Annotated in this window: 15 protein-coding genes; 12 read left to right on the top strand and 3 right to left on the bottom strand. The window is 42.8% G+C overall.

From position 1 onward, the window contains the following. Positions 1 to 38: 38 nt before the first annotated feature. The 4 genes from greA (at position 39) to MKY77_RS17015 (ending at position 4,530) form a co-directional block, all read left to right on the top strand. On the top strand, positions 39 to 512 hold the full coding sequence (gene greA, locus MKY77_RS17030; protein WP_237663715.1) for a transcription elongation factor GreA: 474 nt from the start codon (positions 39 to 41) through the stop codon (positions 510 to 512). A 151-nt stretch (positions 513 to 663) separates the two neighbouring features. Then, positions 664 to 2,439 (top strand): penicillin-binding protein 2, encoded by a 1,776-nt coding sequence (locus MKY77_RS17025; protein ID WP_339146984.1) that lies wholly within the window; start codon positions 664 to 666, stop codon positions 2,437 to 2,439. Positions 2,440 to 2,532: 93 nt separating this feature from the next. Next, positions 2,533 to 3,228, top strand: coding sequence for a YrrS family protein (locus MKY77_RS17020; protein WP_339146983.1), 696 nt, complete (start codon positions 2,533 to 2,535; stop codon positions 3,226 to 3,228). A gap of 339 nt (positions 3,229 to 3,567) precedes the next feature. Continuing rightward, entirely contained in the window at positions 3,568 to 4,530 is a 963-nt protein-coding gene (locus tag MKY77_RS17015) for a nuclease-related domain-containing protein (RefSeq protein WP_339146982.1), read from the top strand. A 44-nt stretch (positions 4,531 to 4,574) separates the two neighbouring features. Here the strand turns inward: MKY77_RS17015 and MKY77_RS17010 are convergent, their stop codons facing one another. Then, positions 4,575 to 4,784 carry a YrzA family protein gene (locus tag MKY77_RS17010; protein WP_148979855.1) on the bottom strand — a complete coding sequence of 70 codons (210 nt, stop codon included), beginning with the start codon at positions 4,782 to 4,784 and terminating at the stop codon, positions 4,575 to 4,577. A 215-nt stretch (positions 4,785 to 4,999) separates the two neighbouring features. Between MKY77_RS17010 and MKY77_RS17005 the strand changes: the two genes are divergently transcribed. The 5 genes from MKY77_RS17005 (at position 5,000) to MKY77_RS16985 (ending at position 10,189) form a co-directional block, all read left to right on the top strand. After that, positions 5,000 to 5,641 carry a class I SAM-dependent methyltransferase gene (locus MKY77_RS17005; RefSeq protein WP_339146981.1) on the top strand — a complete coding sequence of 214 codons (642 nt, stop codon included), beginning with the start codon at positions 5,000 to 5,002 and terminating at the stop codon, positions 5,639 to 5,641. 77 nt (positions 5,642 to 5,718) lie between these two features. Next, positions 5,719 to 6,420 (top strand): 5'-methylthioadenosine/S-adenosylhomocysteine nucleosidase, encoded by a 702-nt coding sequence (mtnN, locus tag MKY77_RS17000; protein WP_339146980.1) that lies wholly within the window; start codon positions 5,719 to 5,721, stop codon positions 6,418 to 6,420. A 33-nt stretch (positions 6,421 to 6,453) separates the two neighbouring features. Next, positions 6,454 to 7,377 (top strand): cysteine synthase family protein, encoded by a 924-nt coding sequence (locus MKY77_RS16995; RefSeq protein ID WP_339146979.1) that lies wholly within the window; start codon positions 6,454 to 6,456, stop codon positions 7,375 to 7,377. Between the two features lies 1 nt (position 7,378). Next, positions 7,379 to 8,515 carry a bifunctional cystathionine gamma-lyase/homocysteine desulfhydrase gene (locus MKY77_RS16990; RefSeq protein WP_339146978.1) on the top strand — a complete coding sequence of 379 codons (1,137 nt, stop codon included), beginning with the start codon at positions 7,379 to 7,381 and terminating at the stop codon, positions 8,513 to 8,515. A gap of 138 nt (positions 8,516 to 8,653) precedes the next feature. After that, positions 8,654 to 10,189 (top strand): carboxypeptidase M32, encoded by a 1,536-nt coding sequence (locus MKY77_RS16985; protein ID WP_339146977.1) that lies wholly within the window; start codon positions 8,654 to 8,656, stop codon positions 10,187 to 10,189. 44 nt (positions 10,190 to 10,233) lie between these two features. Here MKY77_RS16985 and MKY77_RS16980 read toward each other — a convergent pair whose 3' ends face one another. Further along, positions 10,234 to 10,419 (bottom strand): hypothetical protein, encoded by a 186-nt coding sequence (locus MKY77_RS16980; protein WP_339146976.1) that lies wholly within the window; start codon positions 10,417 to 10,419, stop codon positions 10,234 to 10,236. Between the two features lie 248 nt (positions 10,420 to 10,667). Here MKY77_RS16980 and MKY77_RS16975 point away from each other — a divergent pair, with 248 nt between their 5' ends. After that, positions 10,668 to 10,901, top strand: coding sequence for a YrhC family protein (locus tag MKY77_RS16975; protein ID WP_339146975.1), 234 nt, complete (start codon positions 10,668 to 10,670; stop codon positions 10,899 to 10,901). Positions 10,902 to 10,949: 48 nt separating this feature from the next. Here MKY77_RS16975 and MKY77_RS16970 read toward each other — a convergent pair whose 3' ends face one another. Further along, positions 10,950 to 11,732: a thermonuclease family protein gene (locus MKY77_RS16970; protein WP_342515387.1), complete on the bottom strand. Its 783-nt coding sequence runs from the start codon at positions 11,730 to 11,732 to the stop codon at positions 10,950 to 10,952. Positions 11,733 to 11,925: 193 nt separating this feature from the next. On the opposite strand from MKY77_RS16970, the gene MKY77_RS16965 reads away from it, so the two are divergent. Both MKY77_RS16965 and MKY77_RS16960 read left to right on the top strand, forming a co-directional pair. Further along, a complete protein-coding gene (locus tag MKY77_RS16965; RefSeq protein ID WP_339146973.1) occupies positions 11,926 to 12,879 on the top strand; it encodes an ABC transporter ATP-binding protein in 954 nt (317 codons plus the stop codon). Continuing rightward, complete coding sequence (locus MKY77_RS16960) at positions 12,879 to 14,402, top strand: ABC transporter permease/substrate-binding protein (RefSeq protein WP_339146972.1); 1,524 nt, start codon at positions 12,879 to 12,881, stop codon at positions 14,400 to 14,402. The genes MKY77_RS16965 and MKY77_RS16960 overlap by 1 nt, the downstream gene beginning before the upstream one ends. The last annotated feature ends 75 nt before the right edge of the window (positions 14,403 to 14,477 follow it).

Here is a 14,477-nt window from a genome sequence, read left to right as displayed (position 1 = left end):
AAATTGGGGAATGCAATTACTTGAAGGAGTGAATAGTCATGGCACAAGAGAAAGTATATCCAATGACACAAGCTGGTAAAGACAAGCTTGTACAAGAATTAGAGAACCTGAAATCCGTAAGACGTAAAGAAGTGGTAGAACGTATTAAGATAGCACGAAGCTTCGGAGACCTTTCCGAGAACTCCGAGTACGATTCCGCAAAAGAAGAGCAGGCATTCGTGGAAGGCCGTATCACGCTTCTTGAGCAAATGGTCCGTAACGCAAAAATCATCCAGGAAGACAAGGAAACAGATGCAGTAGGTCTAGGAAAGACAGTAACATTTGTTGAGCTTCCAGATGGCGAAGAAGAAACTTACACTATCGTTGGTAGTGCTGAAGCTGATCCATTCGAAGGCAACATCTCCAACGAATCCCCAATGGGAAGCTCCCTTATGGGCAAACGTGTAAACGATGAAGTAACCATTCAAACTCCAGGCGGAGAAATGAACGTGAAAATCGTTTCAGTAAAATAAGACTTAGACTGTTTACGTTAAGGTTGGTGCAATTTGTAAAGTTAAAGAAAGGGTCAACCTTACAAGCCAATAGCATCGACTTTCTATAGAAAATAGCCTACTTGATTAAAAAAACCGCACCTCGTCAACAATGTTGATGAGGTGTTTTTTTATGCAACGGTTAATCAGAGGGAGAATCAACAAACTTGGAATCTGTGTGATCCTGCTGTTAAGCCTGCTAATCGGCAGGCTTGTTCAAGTGCAGCTAATCAGCACCGAATCCTTTACAAAAGACCATATTAACCTTATCGAAGCGAGTGTCAAGCAACGGACACAATCCCTCGTCATTGATGAAGGGCGTGGCAGGTTCATTGACCGAAATGGGTTACCGCTAACTCACGACTATTTCCCAAGTGTCATTTTGTTTCCTTTTTTAAACGGACTTGATTGGCCTAAGGATGAACTTGGACGCATTCTCGGAATGAGCCCCAATGAAATTGATCGTTTGCTTGCGGATGCTGAGAAGCCGGTAGTGCTTTCAGAAAGCCTGACGGAAGAGAAGATGGAGAAGATTAATGATCTCGACTATCCAGGCGTGGTTGCGTTGTATCGTCAGTTCAAACTCGAGGATAATATCGCTGAGCACGTAATAGGTATGACCGGAGAAGATGCAGACACGTTTTTGAAGCGGTATCCTGATAAGGTGTCAAAAGAAAATTACTCTCCACACACACCAATCGGGGTTTCTGGTTTGGAGCAGGCTTTTGATGAAATCATCCTTCCGGAAGGGTCCACCAAACTTCTATATCATGTAGATCGCTTTGGTGGTCCACTGTTTGGTATCGATGTTCGGTATATGTCACCGTCGAACCCCTATTATCCTCTATCTGTGAAGACAACCCTTGATAAAAATGTCCAACAGATGGCGGAAAAAGTGTTAGATGACTACCAGGTGAAAAAGGGTGGTTTGGTTGTTATAGACATTGCTACAAATGAAGTGGTAGCCATGGCCTCTAGACCTGCCGCGGATCCCGAAAACCCTATTAAAGGTCCGGGTGCCCATAATTTGATGCTAGAGCCTCATTTTCCCGGATCTGTTTTCAAAACGGTCGTAACAGCAGCTGCGATCGAAGAAAATATGGTAGATAAAGAGATGGCGTATAATTGTGATTTAGATATTAGGGGAAACCTTCTAGAGGATGAAAAGAAACGGATGGGTACACTTGATCTCGAAACAAGTTTCGCACAAAGCTGCAATTATACTTTTGGGGAAATTGGAAAACAGCTGATGGCAAAAGACCGGGATGTGTTGGACAGGTACGCAGAAATTTTGGGGCTGACAGGGACAGTCGGTTGGCATGGAGATATGTTCGGCTTTGAAGATTTCACACAAATCCCTTCTGAAAAGGAGAACATCATCTGGACAGATGATAAGGAAAAAAGTGTCCCGCTCGCAGTGGCCCAAACCTCAATCGGTCAAAAGGACGTGAAGGTGACACCACTTGCCATTGCCAATATGATGGCGACCATTGCCCGGGGAGGAAAGTCAAAAGAAGTGAAGCTGGTCAGTGACATCCTCTATAAAAACGGTACATCACTCTACACTTTTCCAGAGCATGACAGAAAGGTAGACAAGCTATCCCCTTATACGATTATGCAGCTCCAACATCTTCTGAGAGAAGTGGTAGCAGCAGATACGGGCACGGGCTGGAGGATGAGGGACTTACCTTATGAGGTAGCCGGAAAAAGCGGTACTGCCCAGACAGGAAAGCTTACGGAGGGAGACAGGGAACTGTTGAACAGGTGGTTCGCAGGATATTTTCCCATCCAAAGCCCTAAATATGCCATGGTGATGGTAGAGTTGGACGTGCTGGATGAGAACAATGTCTCATCAGTCTATGTGGAGATGGTACAACAGCTGTACAATCTGGAAAACCCGGAACGATAATACCAATCCTTTTCACTGTGCTTTTTATAGTATTGATGGTACAATAAACTATTGTAATTATACTATATATGGCTTTGACTAGGAGGGACTGTCGTGTCTTTAAACTTTAACAAAGGTGGCTCACGTTACGGCCGAACAACCAAACGCAAAAAAACAAACATGATCTTGAATATCCTGATTGGTGTTGTATTCATATTTATTATTGTTCTCGCTTCCTCTCTGTTCTTTGGAAAAAATGATCCAGCAAAAGACAGCGAAAACCAGCTGGCAACAGAAGAACAAGAATTAAACGAAACACAAGAGAACGAAGCAGATTCTGAGGAAGCGGCTCCTTCAGAAGAAGAGGAAAAGTCCGAATCTGAGGAAGCCAAGAAAGCCGAAGAGGCAAAGAAAGAAAAGGAAAAAGAAGAGAAGGAAAAAGAGAAGGAGTCGAATGAAGCCGACGATTCAGAAACTGAGGTTTCCGAAAACTCCGATGACCCTAACGTCATCAAAACGATGACAAATCCTGGCTGGGGTCCAGTCGGCACGACTCAGTCAGAACCACATACTTCCGTCTATGACGAAGGCCATGTCGACTGGAAAGAAAAACTGGATGCCGTTCATGCAGCTACCGGCCTGAACAGTGGGGACTATACATTGTACTTCTTAGGTAATGGCGGCAGCGAGCACCTAGCTGTAGCCTCGATTAAAAACAAATCCACCGGTGAAAACTTCAAAATTTACTTGGAGTGGGTGACCAACAAAGGTTGGAAGCCAACGAAGGTGGAGCAGGTTAAGTCGTTGTAATGAAAATATAGAATATCATGGTGGTGGACCTATCCCTTGGGGTGGGTCTTTTTTATTTCAGGGGGTGTGCTGAGTGTTGGAACCTGCGGTATTTTGTCGAACGGCTCGTAAATGTTGCGTAACTGCTCGTATTTTTAATTAACGGAAAGAAAATTGTATGTAATGACTCGTAAATTAGGATAACGGAAAATAAAAATGAGAGTTTGGAAAATAAGACATCCACACGAGGAAAATTTGAAACTCCTCATGCTAAAAATGCTATAAAATAGCTTACTTAATAGCAGGAAATCAAGTGGGAGGAAGAGAATACTTTTAAAGGTCATAAAAAGGAGGTACAAAATGATCAAAAAGCAGAGAGAAAAGTCCCGTAGGCTTTTAGCCCATGAGGCTGGAATGCGAAGAGTCCCAAAAAACCATCCTAAATTTCCAATAATGGAAAAAGAAAATGGTAGGTTGTTCTATGGCCATAAAGGTGAGGAGGCCATGGATTACTTTTTAACCTTTTTGCCTGATGACAAATATTTAATTCTTAATAGTTTAAGGCTTGAAGATCCAAAAGGTAGGTTTTTTCAGATGGATACAGTGCTTCTTTCGCAAACCCATTGTATTATTGTCGATTCAAAATATATAAATGGTGTTTTGGAGTTTGATGAACCAGCAAATCAACTTTTACGACATTTGCCCGATAATGGTGGCATAGAAAAGCTAAGTGATCCCATTTCTCAAATGGCACGGCAAAGTCATCAGCTTGCACTTTGGTTTGAAAAGCATAACTTTCCCCCGATCCCGATCTCAAGTCTTATAGCTTTAACCCATACAAATGCCACGCTCATTAAGACAACACCCTCCATTCGAAAGAAAGTCACTTTTCATACAAACTTACCAAAAAGAATAAGAGAAATGGACGATAATCATTTTATTGAACATTTGAGTATGAAAGAACTTCTTAAACTCTGCAAACTAATGATCAAAAAGCATACTCCCGATAAGTTTAATTTCCTTGGGTATTATAAGATGCAGACCCATGAGTTAATACCTGGAGTGATATGTACTACTTGTAAATGTACCCCGATGCGTAAAAAGAGAACGAGATGGTATTGTCTAGAATGTGGAGCGTGCTCTAAGATCACTCATCTTGATGCACTTTCTGATCATAAACTATTGATTGGAGAAGTCATCACTAATAAGGGAATACGCTGGTTCCTTCAACTACCGACAAGAACAGCTACTTCTAAATACTTATCATCGTTAAACCTCAGATTTGAAGGAGACTATAAAGGCAGGAGATACTTTTTATCGTAAAAGCAAAAAAACGCCCCCTCCCGAGCGTTCTCCACTAATCAGAATCATTTCCCTTTCAACCTAAAATGCACCACTGCACTATAAAAACGTCTACCTTCCTCATCCACATGCATCTGATGGGACACAGAATGTACGCCCAACATAATGGCACGATTGTGGTCGATTTGTTCGTTTATTTTCTTTTCCAATGTTTTCAAGTCAAGTGCTTCAAAAAACTCCACTTTATCTTCCAACAAACTAAATTCAAAATTCATAATTCCTAGTCCTTTCGTCGGCTTTATTTTACAGAAAAATCAGAATGATTGTAAACGTTCCCATCCTCCTATTATCAGCTTTCTGTGTACATCGTACCAAACATTTTCATTGAAGAAAATAGAAAGATGTGATAGATTGAGAACAGTAATTTTTTTAAAACATACTATACTCATAGGAATTATATAAATTATTGGAATAGGTGGAGTGATCATCAATGGGGCGTGAATTCGTCGAACTGTTTAATGATTGGGCAAACTATTATGATGCTACGGTAAGCGGGAAAGATCAGGAATATGCAGAGGTCTTCCGTGGATATGAGGATATATTAAAGGATGTGGCGGCAAAGGCACTGAGTCCTGTCGTGGAGTTCGGAGTTGGTACAGGGAATCTAACTGCCGAGCTGCTGAAAGAAGGACATAAAGTCTATGCTATTGAACCTTCCAAAACAATGCGGGAGAAGGCATCGGAAAAGCTGCCACAGACAGTCAGCATTGAAGACGGGGACTTTTTAAGTTTCCCTGCACCACCGGAATCGATCCGATCCATTGTCAGCACCTATGCGTTTCATCATTTGACAGATGAAGAAAAGGAAGAAGCGGTGGCGCACTATGGAAAGTTACTTGATAAAGGTGGTAAAATAGTATTTGCTGATACGGTCTTTGAAAATGAGGAGGCGTACAGAGCGACAATTGAACAGGCAGAAAAGCATACGTTTCTGAATTTGGCGAAGGATTTAAGAACGGAATACTATACAACGATGGGCGTCCTCACCGAAATTTTTGAAAAACATGGTTTTAAGGTGGAGTTCCAGCGTTTTAATCATTTTGTCTGGGTAATGGAAGCGATCAAACAATAGCAGGTGGGCAAGTAATTTCTCTCTTTTCAGAAGTGAGTAGCCCATCCGCTAATAATATGAAAAGAGGGATTTTCGTAATGAAAGTAGCAATCATCGGAGCAATGGAGGAAGAAGTAACCATCATGCGTGAGAAAATAGAAGGCATGGAAACGACAACGATAGCAGGTTGTGAATATTATACTGGAACATTGAACGGAGTGGATGTCATCCTTTCCAAGTCAGGAATCGGGAAAGTGAATGCGGCACTTAGTACTGCGTTGCTTTTAGAGCGTTTCAAACCAGAAGCGGTCATCAATACTGGTTCTGCGGGCGGATTCTCTCCAAGCTTAAATGTTGGAGATGTGGTCATTTCAACAGAAGTTCGTCATCATGATGTGGACGTGACGGCATTTGGATATGAGTATGGACAAGTTCCTGGCTTGCCGGCAGCATTCGAAGCGGATGCGAAACTTATGGCAGTGGCAAAAAAAGCTGCTGAAAACGTAAGCGGCATGCAGGTGGTGGAAGGACTGATCGCTACAGGCGATTCCTTCATGAACGATCCGGTGCGTGTAGAAGCGGTTCGTGAAAAAATGCCTGAGTTGCAGGCTGCGGAAATGGAAGCAGCGGCGATTGCCCAGGTTTGTCATTCCTTTGAGGTGCCGTTTGTGGTCATCCGTGCATTATCGGATATCGCTGGAAAAGAGTCGAACATCAGCTTTGATCAGTTCCTAAGCAAGGCGGCATTGCATTCATCCATGTTGATTGAAAATATGCTAAGCGAGCTAAAAAACGCTTAACACACAGTTTGAATGTGTGCGGGGGGATACAAGATGAACGTTTTTAAAAATGTCCACGGCCTGATAGGCAATACACCTGTCGTGGAGTTAGCGAATTTTGAGGTGCCGCAAGGGGTACGTCTTTTTGCCAAACTTGAATTTTATAATCCTGGCGGAAGCATCAAAGATCGTTTAGGGAAAGAGCTATTGGAAGATGCCATACGTTCCGGCAAACTAAAAGAAGGCGGGACCATCATTGAACCAACAGCAGGAAATACAGGCATAGGTTTGGCTTTGGCGGCTGTGGGAACGAGCTATAAGGTCATGGTTTGCATGCCGGAGAAATTCAGTGTGGAAAAGCAGGAGCTTATGAAAGCTCTTGGTGCAACCATTGTCCATACACCGACACCACTGGGAATGAAGGGTGCCATTGAAAAAGCTCAGGAGCTTATCAAGGAGATCCCCAATTCCTATTGTCCCCAGCAGTTTGGCAATCCTGCCAATCCAGAAACCTATTATAAGACACTCGGTCCTGAGCTGTGGGAGCAACTGGATGGTAACGTGGATGTGTTTGTAGCCGGGGCGGGAACCGGCGGGACCTTCATGGGTACGGCCAAGTATTTAAAAGAAAAGAATCCTGATGTGAAAACCGTCATCGTGGAACCGGAAGGATCTATATTGAATGGCGGTCAATCAGGCCCACATAAAACCGAAGGCATCGGGATGGAATTCCTCCCAGGCTATATGGATGAAACATATTTCAACGCCATCCACACGGTTTATGATGTGGATGCGTTCAACCGCGTCAAGGAGTTGGCGCAAAAAGAAGGCTTATTGGTAGGGAGTTCTTCAGGTGCAGCGTTGCATGCGGCCTTGGAAGAAGCAAAAACTGCAGAAGCCGGAACCAACATAGTGATGATTTTTGCCGATAGCAGTGAGCGCTATTTAAGCAAAAAGATTTATGAAGGGGGCATTTGATATGCATAAGAAAACGAAATTGATACATGGTGGAATCTTTGGTGACCCACATACGGGTGCTGTATCCACTCCGATCTATCAGGTGAGCACATACAAACAAGAGAGTGTTGGAAACTTCAAGGGGTTTGAGTATTCCCGTACAGGCAATCCGACACGTCATGCACTAGAAGAATTAATCAAGGATTTGGAAAACGGGAAAGCAGGCTTTGCATTCGGTTCGGGAATGGCGGCAATAACAGCTGTCATGATGTTGTTTGACAGTGGGGACCATGTCGTTTTGACAGATGATGTCTATGGCGGGACATACCGCGTAATGACGAAAGTGTTGAACCGAATGGGAATAAGCTCCACGTTCGTGGATACAAGCAAGGTGGAGAATATTGAAGCGGCCATTCAAGATAACACAAAAGCACTTTTCATTGAAACACCAACTAATCCATTATTGAAAGTGACGGACATCCAGAAAGCAAGCTTGGTTGCAAAGAAGCATAGATTACTGACAATTGTCGATAATACCTTCAGCACACCATACTGGCAGACTCCAATCAATCTTGGGGCGGATATTGTCCTTCATAGTGCGACCAAATACATTGGTGGTCACAGTGATGTGGTAGCTGGTTTGGTAGTGGTGAATTCTGAGAAACTTGCAGAAGAGCTCCACTTCGTCCAAAACTCTACTGGCGGTATCTTGGGACCACAGGATTCCTGGTTATTGATGCGTGGAATCAAGACACTGGGATTGCGCATGGAAGCGACAGAGAAGAATACACGCCGAATTGTAGAATTTCTTGAGAGTCACCCATTTGTAGGGAAGGTGTATTATCCGGGATTAGAAGAACACCCAAATCATGATGTCGCGAAGCAGCAGGCAGGTGGCTTCGGCGGGATGGTATCCTTTGATATCGGAAGCGCGGAGAAAGCCGATCAGCTCTTGGCGAGGATCAAATACTTTACTTTGGCAGAAAGCCTTGGGGCGGTGGAGAGCCTTATCTCTGTTCCAGCTCGTATGACGCATGCGTCCATCCCTGCTGAGCGCCGTGCAGAGCTTGGGATTGTCGATGGACTGGTTCGTATCTCGGTAGGAATTGAAGATGTAGAAGATCTTATTGCAGATCTAAAACAAGCAATCGAAGGTTAATCTATGAAAATCAAGCCCTATAGGAGCTAGTCTCTTATAGGGCTTTGTTGTGATTAAATTTTCTCTCCCGGGCAAAATTCTGTTATAATAGGTAAAGAATACATAATTTTCATACTATTTTTACTAGGGGGAGAATACATGACAACCATGCCTGTTTTAGAAAAAAACATACAAGAAAAAGTGGATGCTTTCAACAAGCTTGATGAAAAGCTTTGCCATTATAATGATGTATTAGGATTGCTTAGCTGGGACTCCAAAACGAAAGCACCGAAGAAGGGGAGATCCTTATTCGGGAAGGCTCGCGGTACTTTATCAACGGAAGCGTTCAAATTGTCCATCTCGGATGAAATGGGAGAATTGCTGATTTTTTTGACAGAAGAACATGTATGGTCCCAATTGGATGATGCAACAAAAGCTTGTGTGGCGGAACGCAAAAAGAATTTTGACAAATCCAGCAAGATCCCTGCTGAAGAGTACCAGGAATATGTGATCCTTGTCAATGATGCCAATGAGGCATGGGAAGAAGCCCGTGAGAAGGATGATTTCGCTTCTTATGCCCCTGTTCTCGAAAAGGTGCTGACATTCAAAAAGAAGTTTGGTGAGTACTATGGATATGAAGGTCATCCATACAATGCCATGCTCAATGAATTTGAACCAGGCCTGACGGTAGAAAAACTGGATGTGCTATTTAAAGACCTACGTGAAAAAAGCGTGGAGATTTTAAATAAGATCAAAGCATCAAAGTCCCAACCACGAGAAGACATTTTTGCACAAAATTACGATATAGATGCACAAAAGAAATTCAACCAATATATACTCCCACTTATTGGGTTTGATATGGAAGGTGGACGCCTCGATGAAACGGTTCACCCGTTTGCATCTTCCGTCAACACAGGGGATGTGCGCATCACTACCCGTTATTTAAAAGAAAATGTCCGTTCTGCCATTTTTGGTACGATCCATGAGGCGGGTCATGGCATGTATGAGCAAGGTGTGAACCCGGATTTTGAAGGTAGGGTCATCCGTAGAGGAACCTCCTTTGGGATCCACGAGTCTCAATCACGTTTTCTGGAGAATATGGTTGGGCGCAGTAAAGAGTTCTGGACCTTCTTCTACAAAGACCTACAGGAACACTTCCCGGCACAGCTAAAGGATGTTTCCTTGGAAGATTTCTATGCCGCGACAAACCGTGTGGATCCTTCCTATATTCGTGTCGAAGCGGATGAACTGACTTATAACCTTCATATCATGATTCGTTATGAAATCGAAAAAGGGTTATTTGCAGGGGAATATGAAGTAAAGGAATTACCTAAGGTTTGGAATGAAAAAATGGAGGAGTACCTTGGAATTACGCCGCCGACAGACACATTAGGTGTCCTGCAGGATGTACACTGGTCCTTTGGTGGATTCGGCTACTTCCCTTCTTATTCACTTGGAAACCTATATGCAGCCCAAATCCTTTATACGTTCATCAAGAAAATGCCTGATTTTTACGATAAAATCGAGCAGGGAGACTTCCTGGCGATCCGTGGGTGGCTAAGAGAAAACATCCATCAATATGGTAAGCTCTATTCTCCAAACGAGTTGATTGTGAAGGTCACAGGCGAAGAGTTGGATGCCAAATATCTTGTGCGATATCTAGAAGAAAAATACTCTGCTATTTATCAATTTTAAAAACAAAAGTCCTTCCGCCAAGTTGCGGAAGGACTTTTCCATATTCAATCTTGATTCTTTTCCTCATTATTCTTCTTGGTATAAAGTGTACCGTCTTTAGCATTCTCTTCAGGTTCACCATTAGGGGTACTTGGACTGTCGACAATGATGATTTCTTCTGTTGTATCACTTGCAGAGGAACAGGCTGTCAGCAAGGTTAAGAGGCAAAAAGAGATGAGCAGTTTTTTCAATTTCGTTCCTCCTCTCTAATTTATTGTTCCATTATAACGATATTTACCAGTTGAAAAAAGTTTAGCTCCTTGAAAAATACAGATTGATAGAAAGTTCCTAAGTATAGTCTTTGAATAGTGGGAAGAAGGTTTCTGAATAAGGGATAATACGGAAAAAAACAAAGCCTTTTCTCACCGTACGGAAAAAATTACAAGCCGGAAAAACTAGCAAACTATGTTAAAGTGAATGATAGATGGGGGGATTCTAGATGAATGCGAAAGTGTTACAAGCAAAAGTTCAAGATTATACTAGATATGCCATGATATTAACGACCGTCAGTGTTTTTTTATATATTGGCGTGGCCTTCCAACATACAGGAAAAGAAGCAATTCAAATCTTTACGATGATGGGGACTACTGTTATTCTACTGGGTGGGGCCGTATTTTTCGTGGTAAGAGCAAGAAAGCTGAAGAAGTTGTTGCAAGAACAAGATGATCAATGAATGAAAAAAGGAGCCTCCCGAGGGGCTCCTTTACTAAAATGCGTGAAATTATCGTTTTGATTTCCTATAGCCCGCTTTCTTTGCTTCTTCTTCCGTGTTAAAACACTCCTCGGGGATGGTCCTTTCATAAAAGGCACCAGTCTTCACATGATAGATTTTTTCTCCACTAGAGCTGATGTTTCCTTTGACAGGACAGTTTTCCGTAACAGGCTGTTTCTCTGTTGATTCTTTCAAATCAGGATCTTCTACATATTCAGGATAAAAGCCATCATCCTGTGCATAGTTCTCCACACTCCAGATACCCACGCCATCAGCTTGGGCCTTTTCTTGAAGGGTTTGATAATGGTCTACATAGCGTGTATTAGGAGGATAAATATAAGCTACTCGTGCCAACCCTCTTTTTAGAAGTTCCTCTTGTGCAGACACTCCGTTCACATACACATATGCCAAAACTCGGCCATAACGGTCGCGTTCGCTTACATCTAGTTCCAGTTCCAGTTTTCCGGCGGCTGCAAATTCTTCCATGAACTCTTTTGCTTCCGGTCCGAAAGGCTGTGGCCCATTCATCCTTGGATGGCTGGTTTCAGGCGTATCAACTAGTAAAAAACGCACATTTTCTTCTTTTCCATCTATTTTCACCTTAATGGTGTCGCCATCAATGACCCTAACAAGTGGGACCTCTGTGCGTGGGAATTCGTGATTCTCTTCAATATTGGGTTCTGTTTCTTCCCTTACATTAATACTGGGTTCGTGGTTGGTGGAATTATTGGCAAGCTGAGTGGAGGAGCCGTCTTCTACTGCACATCCTGTCAACATAAGTAAAACTGCCAAACACCATGCATACAAAAACTTTTTCATCATTGTCACCTTTCTATCCTCAAAATCTTTCCCAATTATACCATGGAAAGGAATAGAATCTGAAGAGATTGTTAAAGGAAGTTTATCAGGTGGAAAAGTAGGGTATTTATAGTTTGTGCTTTTAGGAAATGATAAAGAGAAAATAATGTCTGGGAGTGAGCAGGTTTTGATAACCTTTCGTGATGTAACGAAAACCTATGAGGATGGTACCACTGCGGTTCGATCCTTCAATCTTGATATAAAAGAAGGGGAGTTCTTTGTTTTAATAGGACCGAGTGGATGTGGGAAAACCACCACCCTGAAAATGATTAACCGATTACATACTGTAACTGATGGAGATATCCTTATTGATGGAAAAAGTATCTCAGACCATAATATTCATGAGCTGCGCTGGAATATCGGCTATGTACTGCAACAGATTGCATTGTTTCCTCATATGACCATTGAGGAGAATATTTCTATCGTCCCAGAGCTTAAGTCATGGAAGAAGGGGGATATCTCTAAGCGTGTGGATGAACTTCTTGACCTGGTTGGGTTAGATCCATCTACCTATAAAAAGCGCAAGCCATCTGAATTGTCTGGTGGGCAACAACAGCGTGTCGGCGTGGCAAGGGCCTTAGCTGCAAATCCACCCATCATTTTGATGGACGAGCCATTCAGTGCACTTGATCCTCTTAGCAGAGAGCAATTGCAACAGGATTTTCTGCGCTTGAAGGAGAAAATTCAAAAAACCATCGTCTTTGTCACACATGATATGAATGAAGCATTGACGCTAGGTGACAGGATCTGCTTGATGAAGGATGGGGAAACCGTGCAAGTGGGAACACCTGAAGAGTTTATGAACCAGCCAAAGAATGATTTTGTAAAATCATTCATCGGCAACAGGCGCAGTATTCTTCAGCAGCCATTGGAAGAATTATTGGGGGACCTGCAATTGAATCCAGCCGTAAACCCTGCTAGGGAAGTGGATAGCAGTGTTACTCTTGGTGAAGCTTTGGCGGTATTGAGCGAAGAAAAAGCCCTCACCGTAATGCATGAAAATGAACCGGTCGGAATCCTCACAAGTGATATGGTCTTGCATTTTCTTCATGTTCATAGCCAGGAAGGAGGGCTAGTATAATGACATTTCTTCAGGATTTATATGCTGCCCGTGGCGACCAGCTATGGACCGCCCTGCTTGAACATATTCAAATTTCCGTCATAGCCCTCGCCATTGCGGTGTTCATATCTGTTCCGCTGGGTGTTTTCTTAACAAGAAAGGAAAAGATTGCAGAACCTATTATAGGTGTTACAGCGGTTCTACAGACCATTCCATCTCTTGCTTTATTGGGATTGCTCATCCCACTTGTTGGAATTGGATTTGTGCCAGCGGTCATCGCATTATTTTTATATGCCCTGCTGCCAATCCTGAGGAATACCTATACAGGGATAAAGGAAGTGGATCCATCCTTACGCGAAGCTGCTAAAGCGATGGGAATGACCTCCATGAAAAGGTTATTCCGGGTGGAGTTGCCGCTTGCTCTACCGGTCATCATGGCAGGGATCCGTACAGCAATGGTTTTGATCATAGGAACGGCTACGATTGTCGCTTTGATTGGAGCAGGAGGACTGGGGAGTCTCATTCTTCTTGGAATCGACCGGAATGACAATGCCCTCATTCTACTCGGAGCAATTCCGGCAGCGCTCCTGGCCATTCTTTTTGATATCGTGTTGAGAATGATTGAAAGGGCTGCTAAAAAAGGTTCTGGAAAAAAAGCCTTGATTATTGGTATCGTGGTGGTTCTCCTTTTCCTATCTCCATTTGCGATCATAAAAGCCACCGAAGCCGATCTTGTCATCAGCGGTAAAATCGGAGCGGAGCCGGATATTATCATTAACATGTATAAATTATTGATTGAAGAAGAAACAGACTTACGTGTGGAATTACGTCCTTCGCTTGGGAATACAACCTTTGTTTATAGAGCCTTGAAAAATAAGGATATCGATATTTACCCCGAGTATTCCGGAACGGCCATCATGACCCTGTTGGATCAAGAGCCGGTAAGCATCGATGACGAAGAAGTATTTGAACAAGCGAAAAAAGGACTGTTGGAACAGGACGAACTGGTTTACTTGAAACCAATGGGCTTTAATAACACCTATGCTTTAGCTGTCCCAGAGGAGTTTGCTGAGGCGAATGATATAAATACCATTACGGATCTTGATGGAGCAAAAAATGAAATTAAAGCAGGATTCACCCTGGAATTCTCAGACCGAGAAGATGGCTATCTTGGGATTCAGGAAGTGTATGGCATTACCTTCCCTAACCTCACAACCATGCAGGCTAAGCTAAGATACCAGGCAGTGGAAAGTGGAGACGTCAATTTGGTGGATGCATACTCGACAGATGCAGAAATCAAACAATTCGACCTCCGAGTGCTTGAGGATGATAAAAACCTCTTCCCACCTTATCAAGGAGCAGCACTACTAAGAAAAGAAACCCTTGATGAGCACCCTGAACTCGAAGACATCTTAAACAAATTAGAAAACCAAATCAATGATGACGAAATGCGCGATATGAACTACCAGGTAACGGTAGAAGGTAAAACAACCTATGAAGTAGCAAAAGTTTTTCTTGAGAGTAAAGGACTTTTAGGTGAATAAACGTAAAAACTAGGCTTAGCGGCCTAGTTTTTTTGTTTTTTGCTATTAAAAAGAAAAAAGGTTGGGAATTGATTA

It is taken from the genome of Sutcliffiella sp. FSL R7-0096, assembly GCF_038595065.1.
In the GTDB taxonomy this organism is placed as follows: domain Bacteria; phylum Bacillota; class Bacilli; order Bacillales; family Bacillaceae_I; genus Sutcliffiella_A.
The sequence above is the reverse complement of the archived record's forward strand: the minus strand, read 5'-3'. Positions and strand labels throughout refer to the sequence as shown.

Coding starts and splice junctions, on each gene's coding strand:
- greA (WP_237663715.1), top strand. CDS start 39: ATGGCACAAGAGAAAGTATATCCAATGACACAAGCTGGTAAAGACAAG.
- MKY77_RS17025 (WP_339146984.1), top strand. CDS start 664: ATGCAACGGTTAATCAGAGGGAGAATCAACAAACTTGGAATCTGTGTG.
- MKY77_RS17015 (WP_339146982.1), top strand. CDS start 3,568: ATGATCAAAAAGCAGAGAGAAAAGTCCCGTAGGCTTTTAGCCCATGAG.
- MKY77_RS17010 (WP_148979855.1), bottom strand. CDS start 4,784: ATGAATTTTGAATTTAGTTTGTTGGAAGATAAAGTGGAGTTTTTTGAA.
- MKY77_RS17005 (WP_339146981.1), top strand. CDS start 5,000: ATGGGGCGTGAATTCGTCGAACTGTTTAATGATTGGGCAAACTATTAT.
- mtnN (WP_339146980.1), top strand. CDS start 5,719: ATGAAAGTAGCAATCATCGGAGCAATGGAGGAAGAAGTAACCATCATG.
- MKY77_RS16995 (WP_339146979.1), top strand. CDS start 6,454: ATGAACGTTTTTAAAAATGTCCACGGCCTGATAGGCAATACACCTGTC.
- MKY77_RS16990 (WP_339146978.1), top strand. CDS start 7,379: ATGCATAAGAAAACGAAATTGATACATGGTGGAATCTTTGGTGACCCA.
- MKY77_RS16985 (WP_339146977.1), top strand. CDS start 8,654: ATGACAACCATGCCTGTTTTAGAAAAAAACATACAAGAAAAAGTGGAT.
- MKY77_RS16975 (WP_339146975.1), top strand. CDS start 10,668: ATGAATGCGAAAGTGTTACAAGCAAAAGTTCAAGATTATACTAGATAT.
- MKY77_RS16960 (WP_339146972.1), top strand. CDS start 12,879: ATGACATTTCTTCAGGATTTATATGCTGCCCGTGGCGACCAGCTATGG.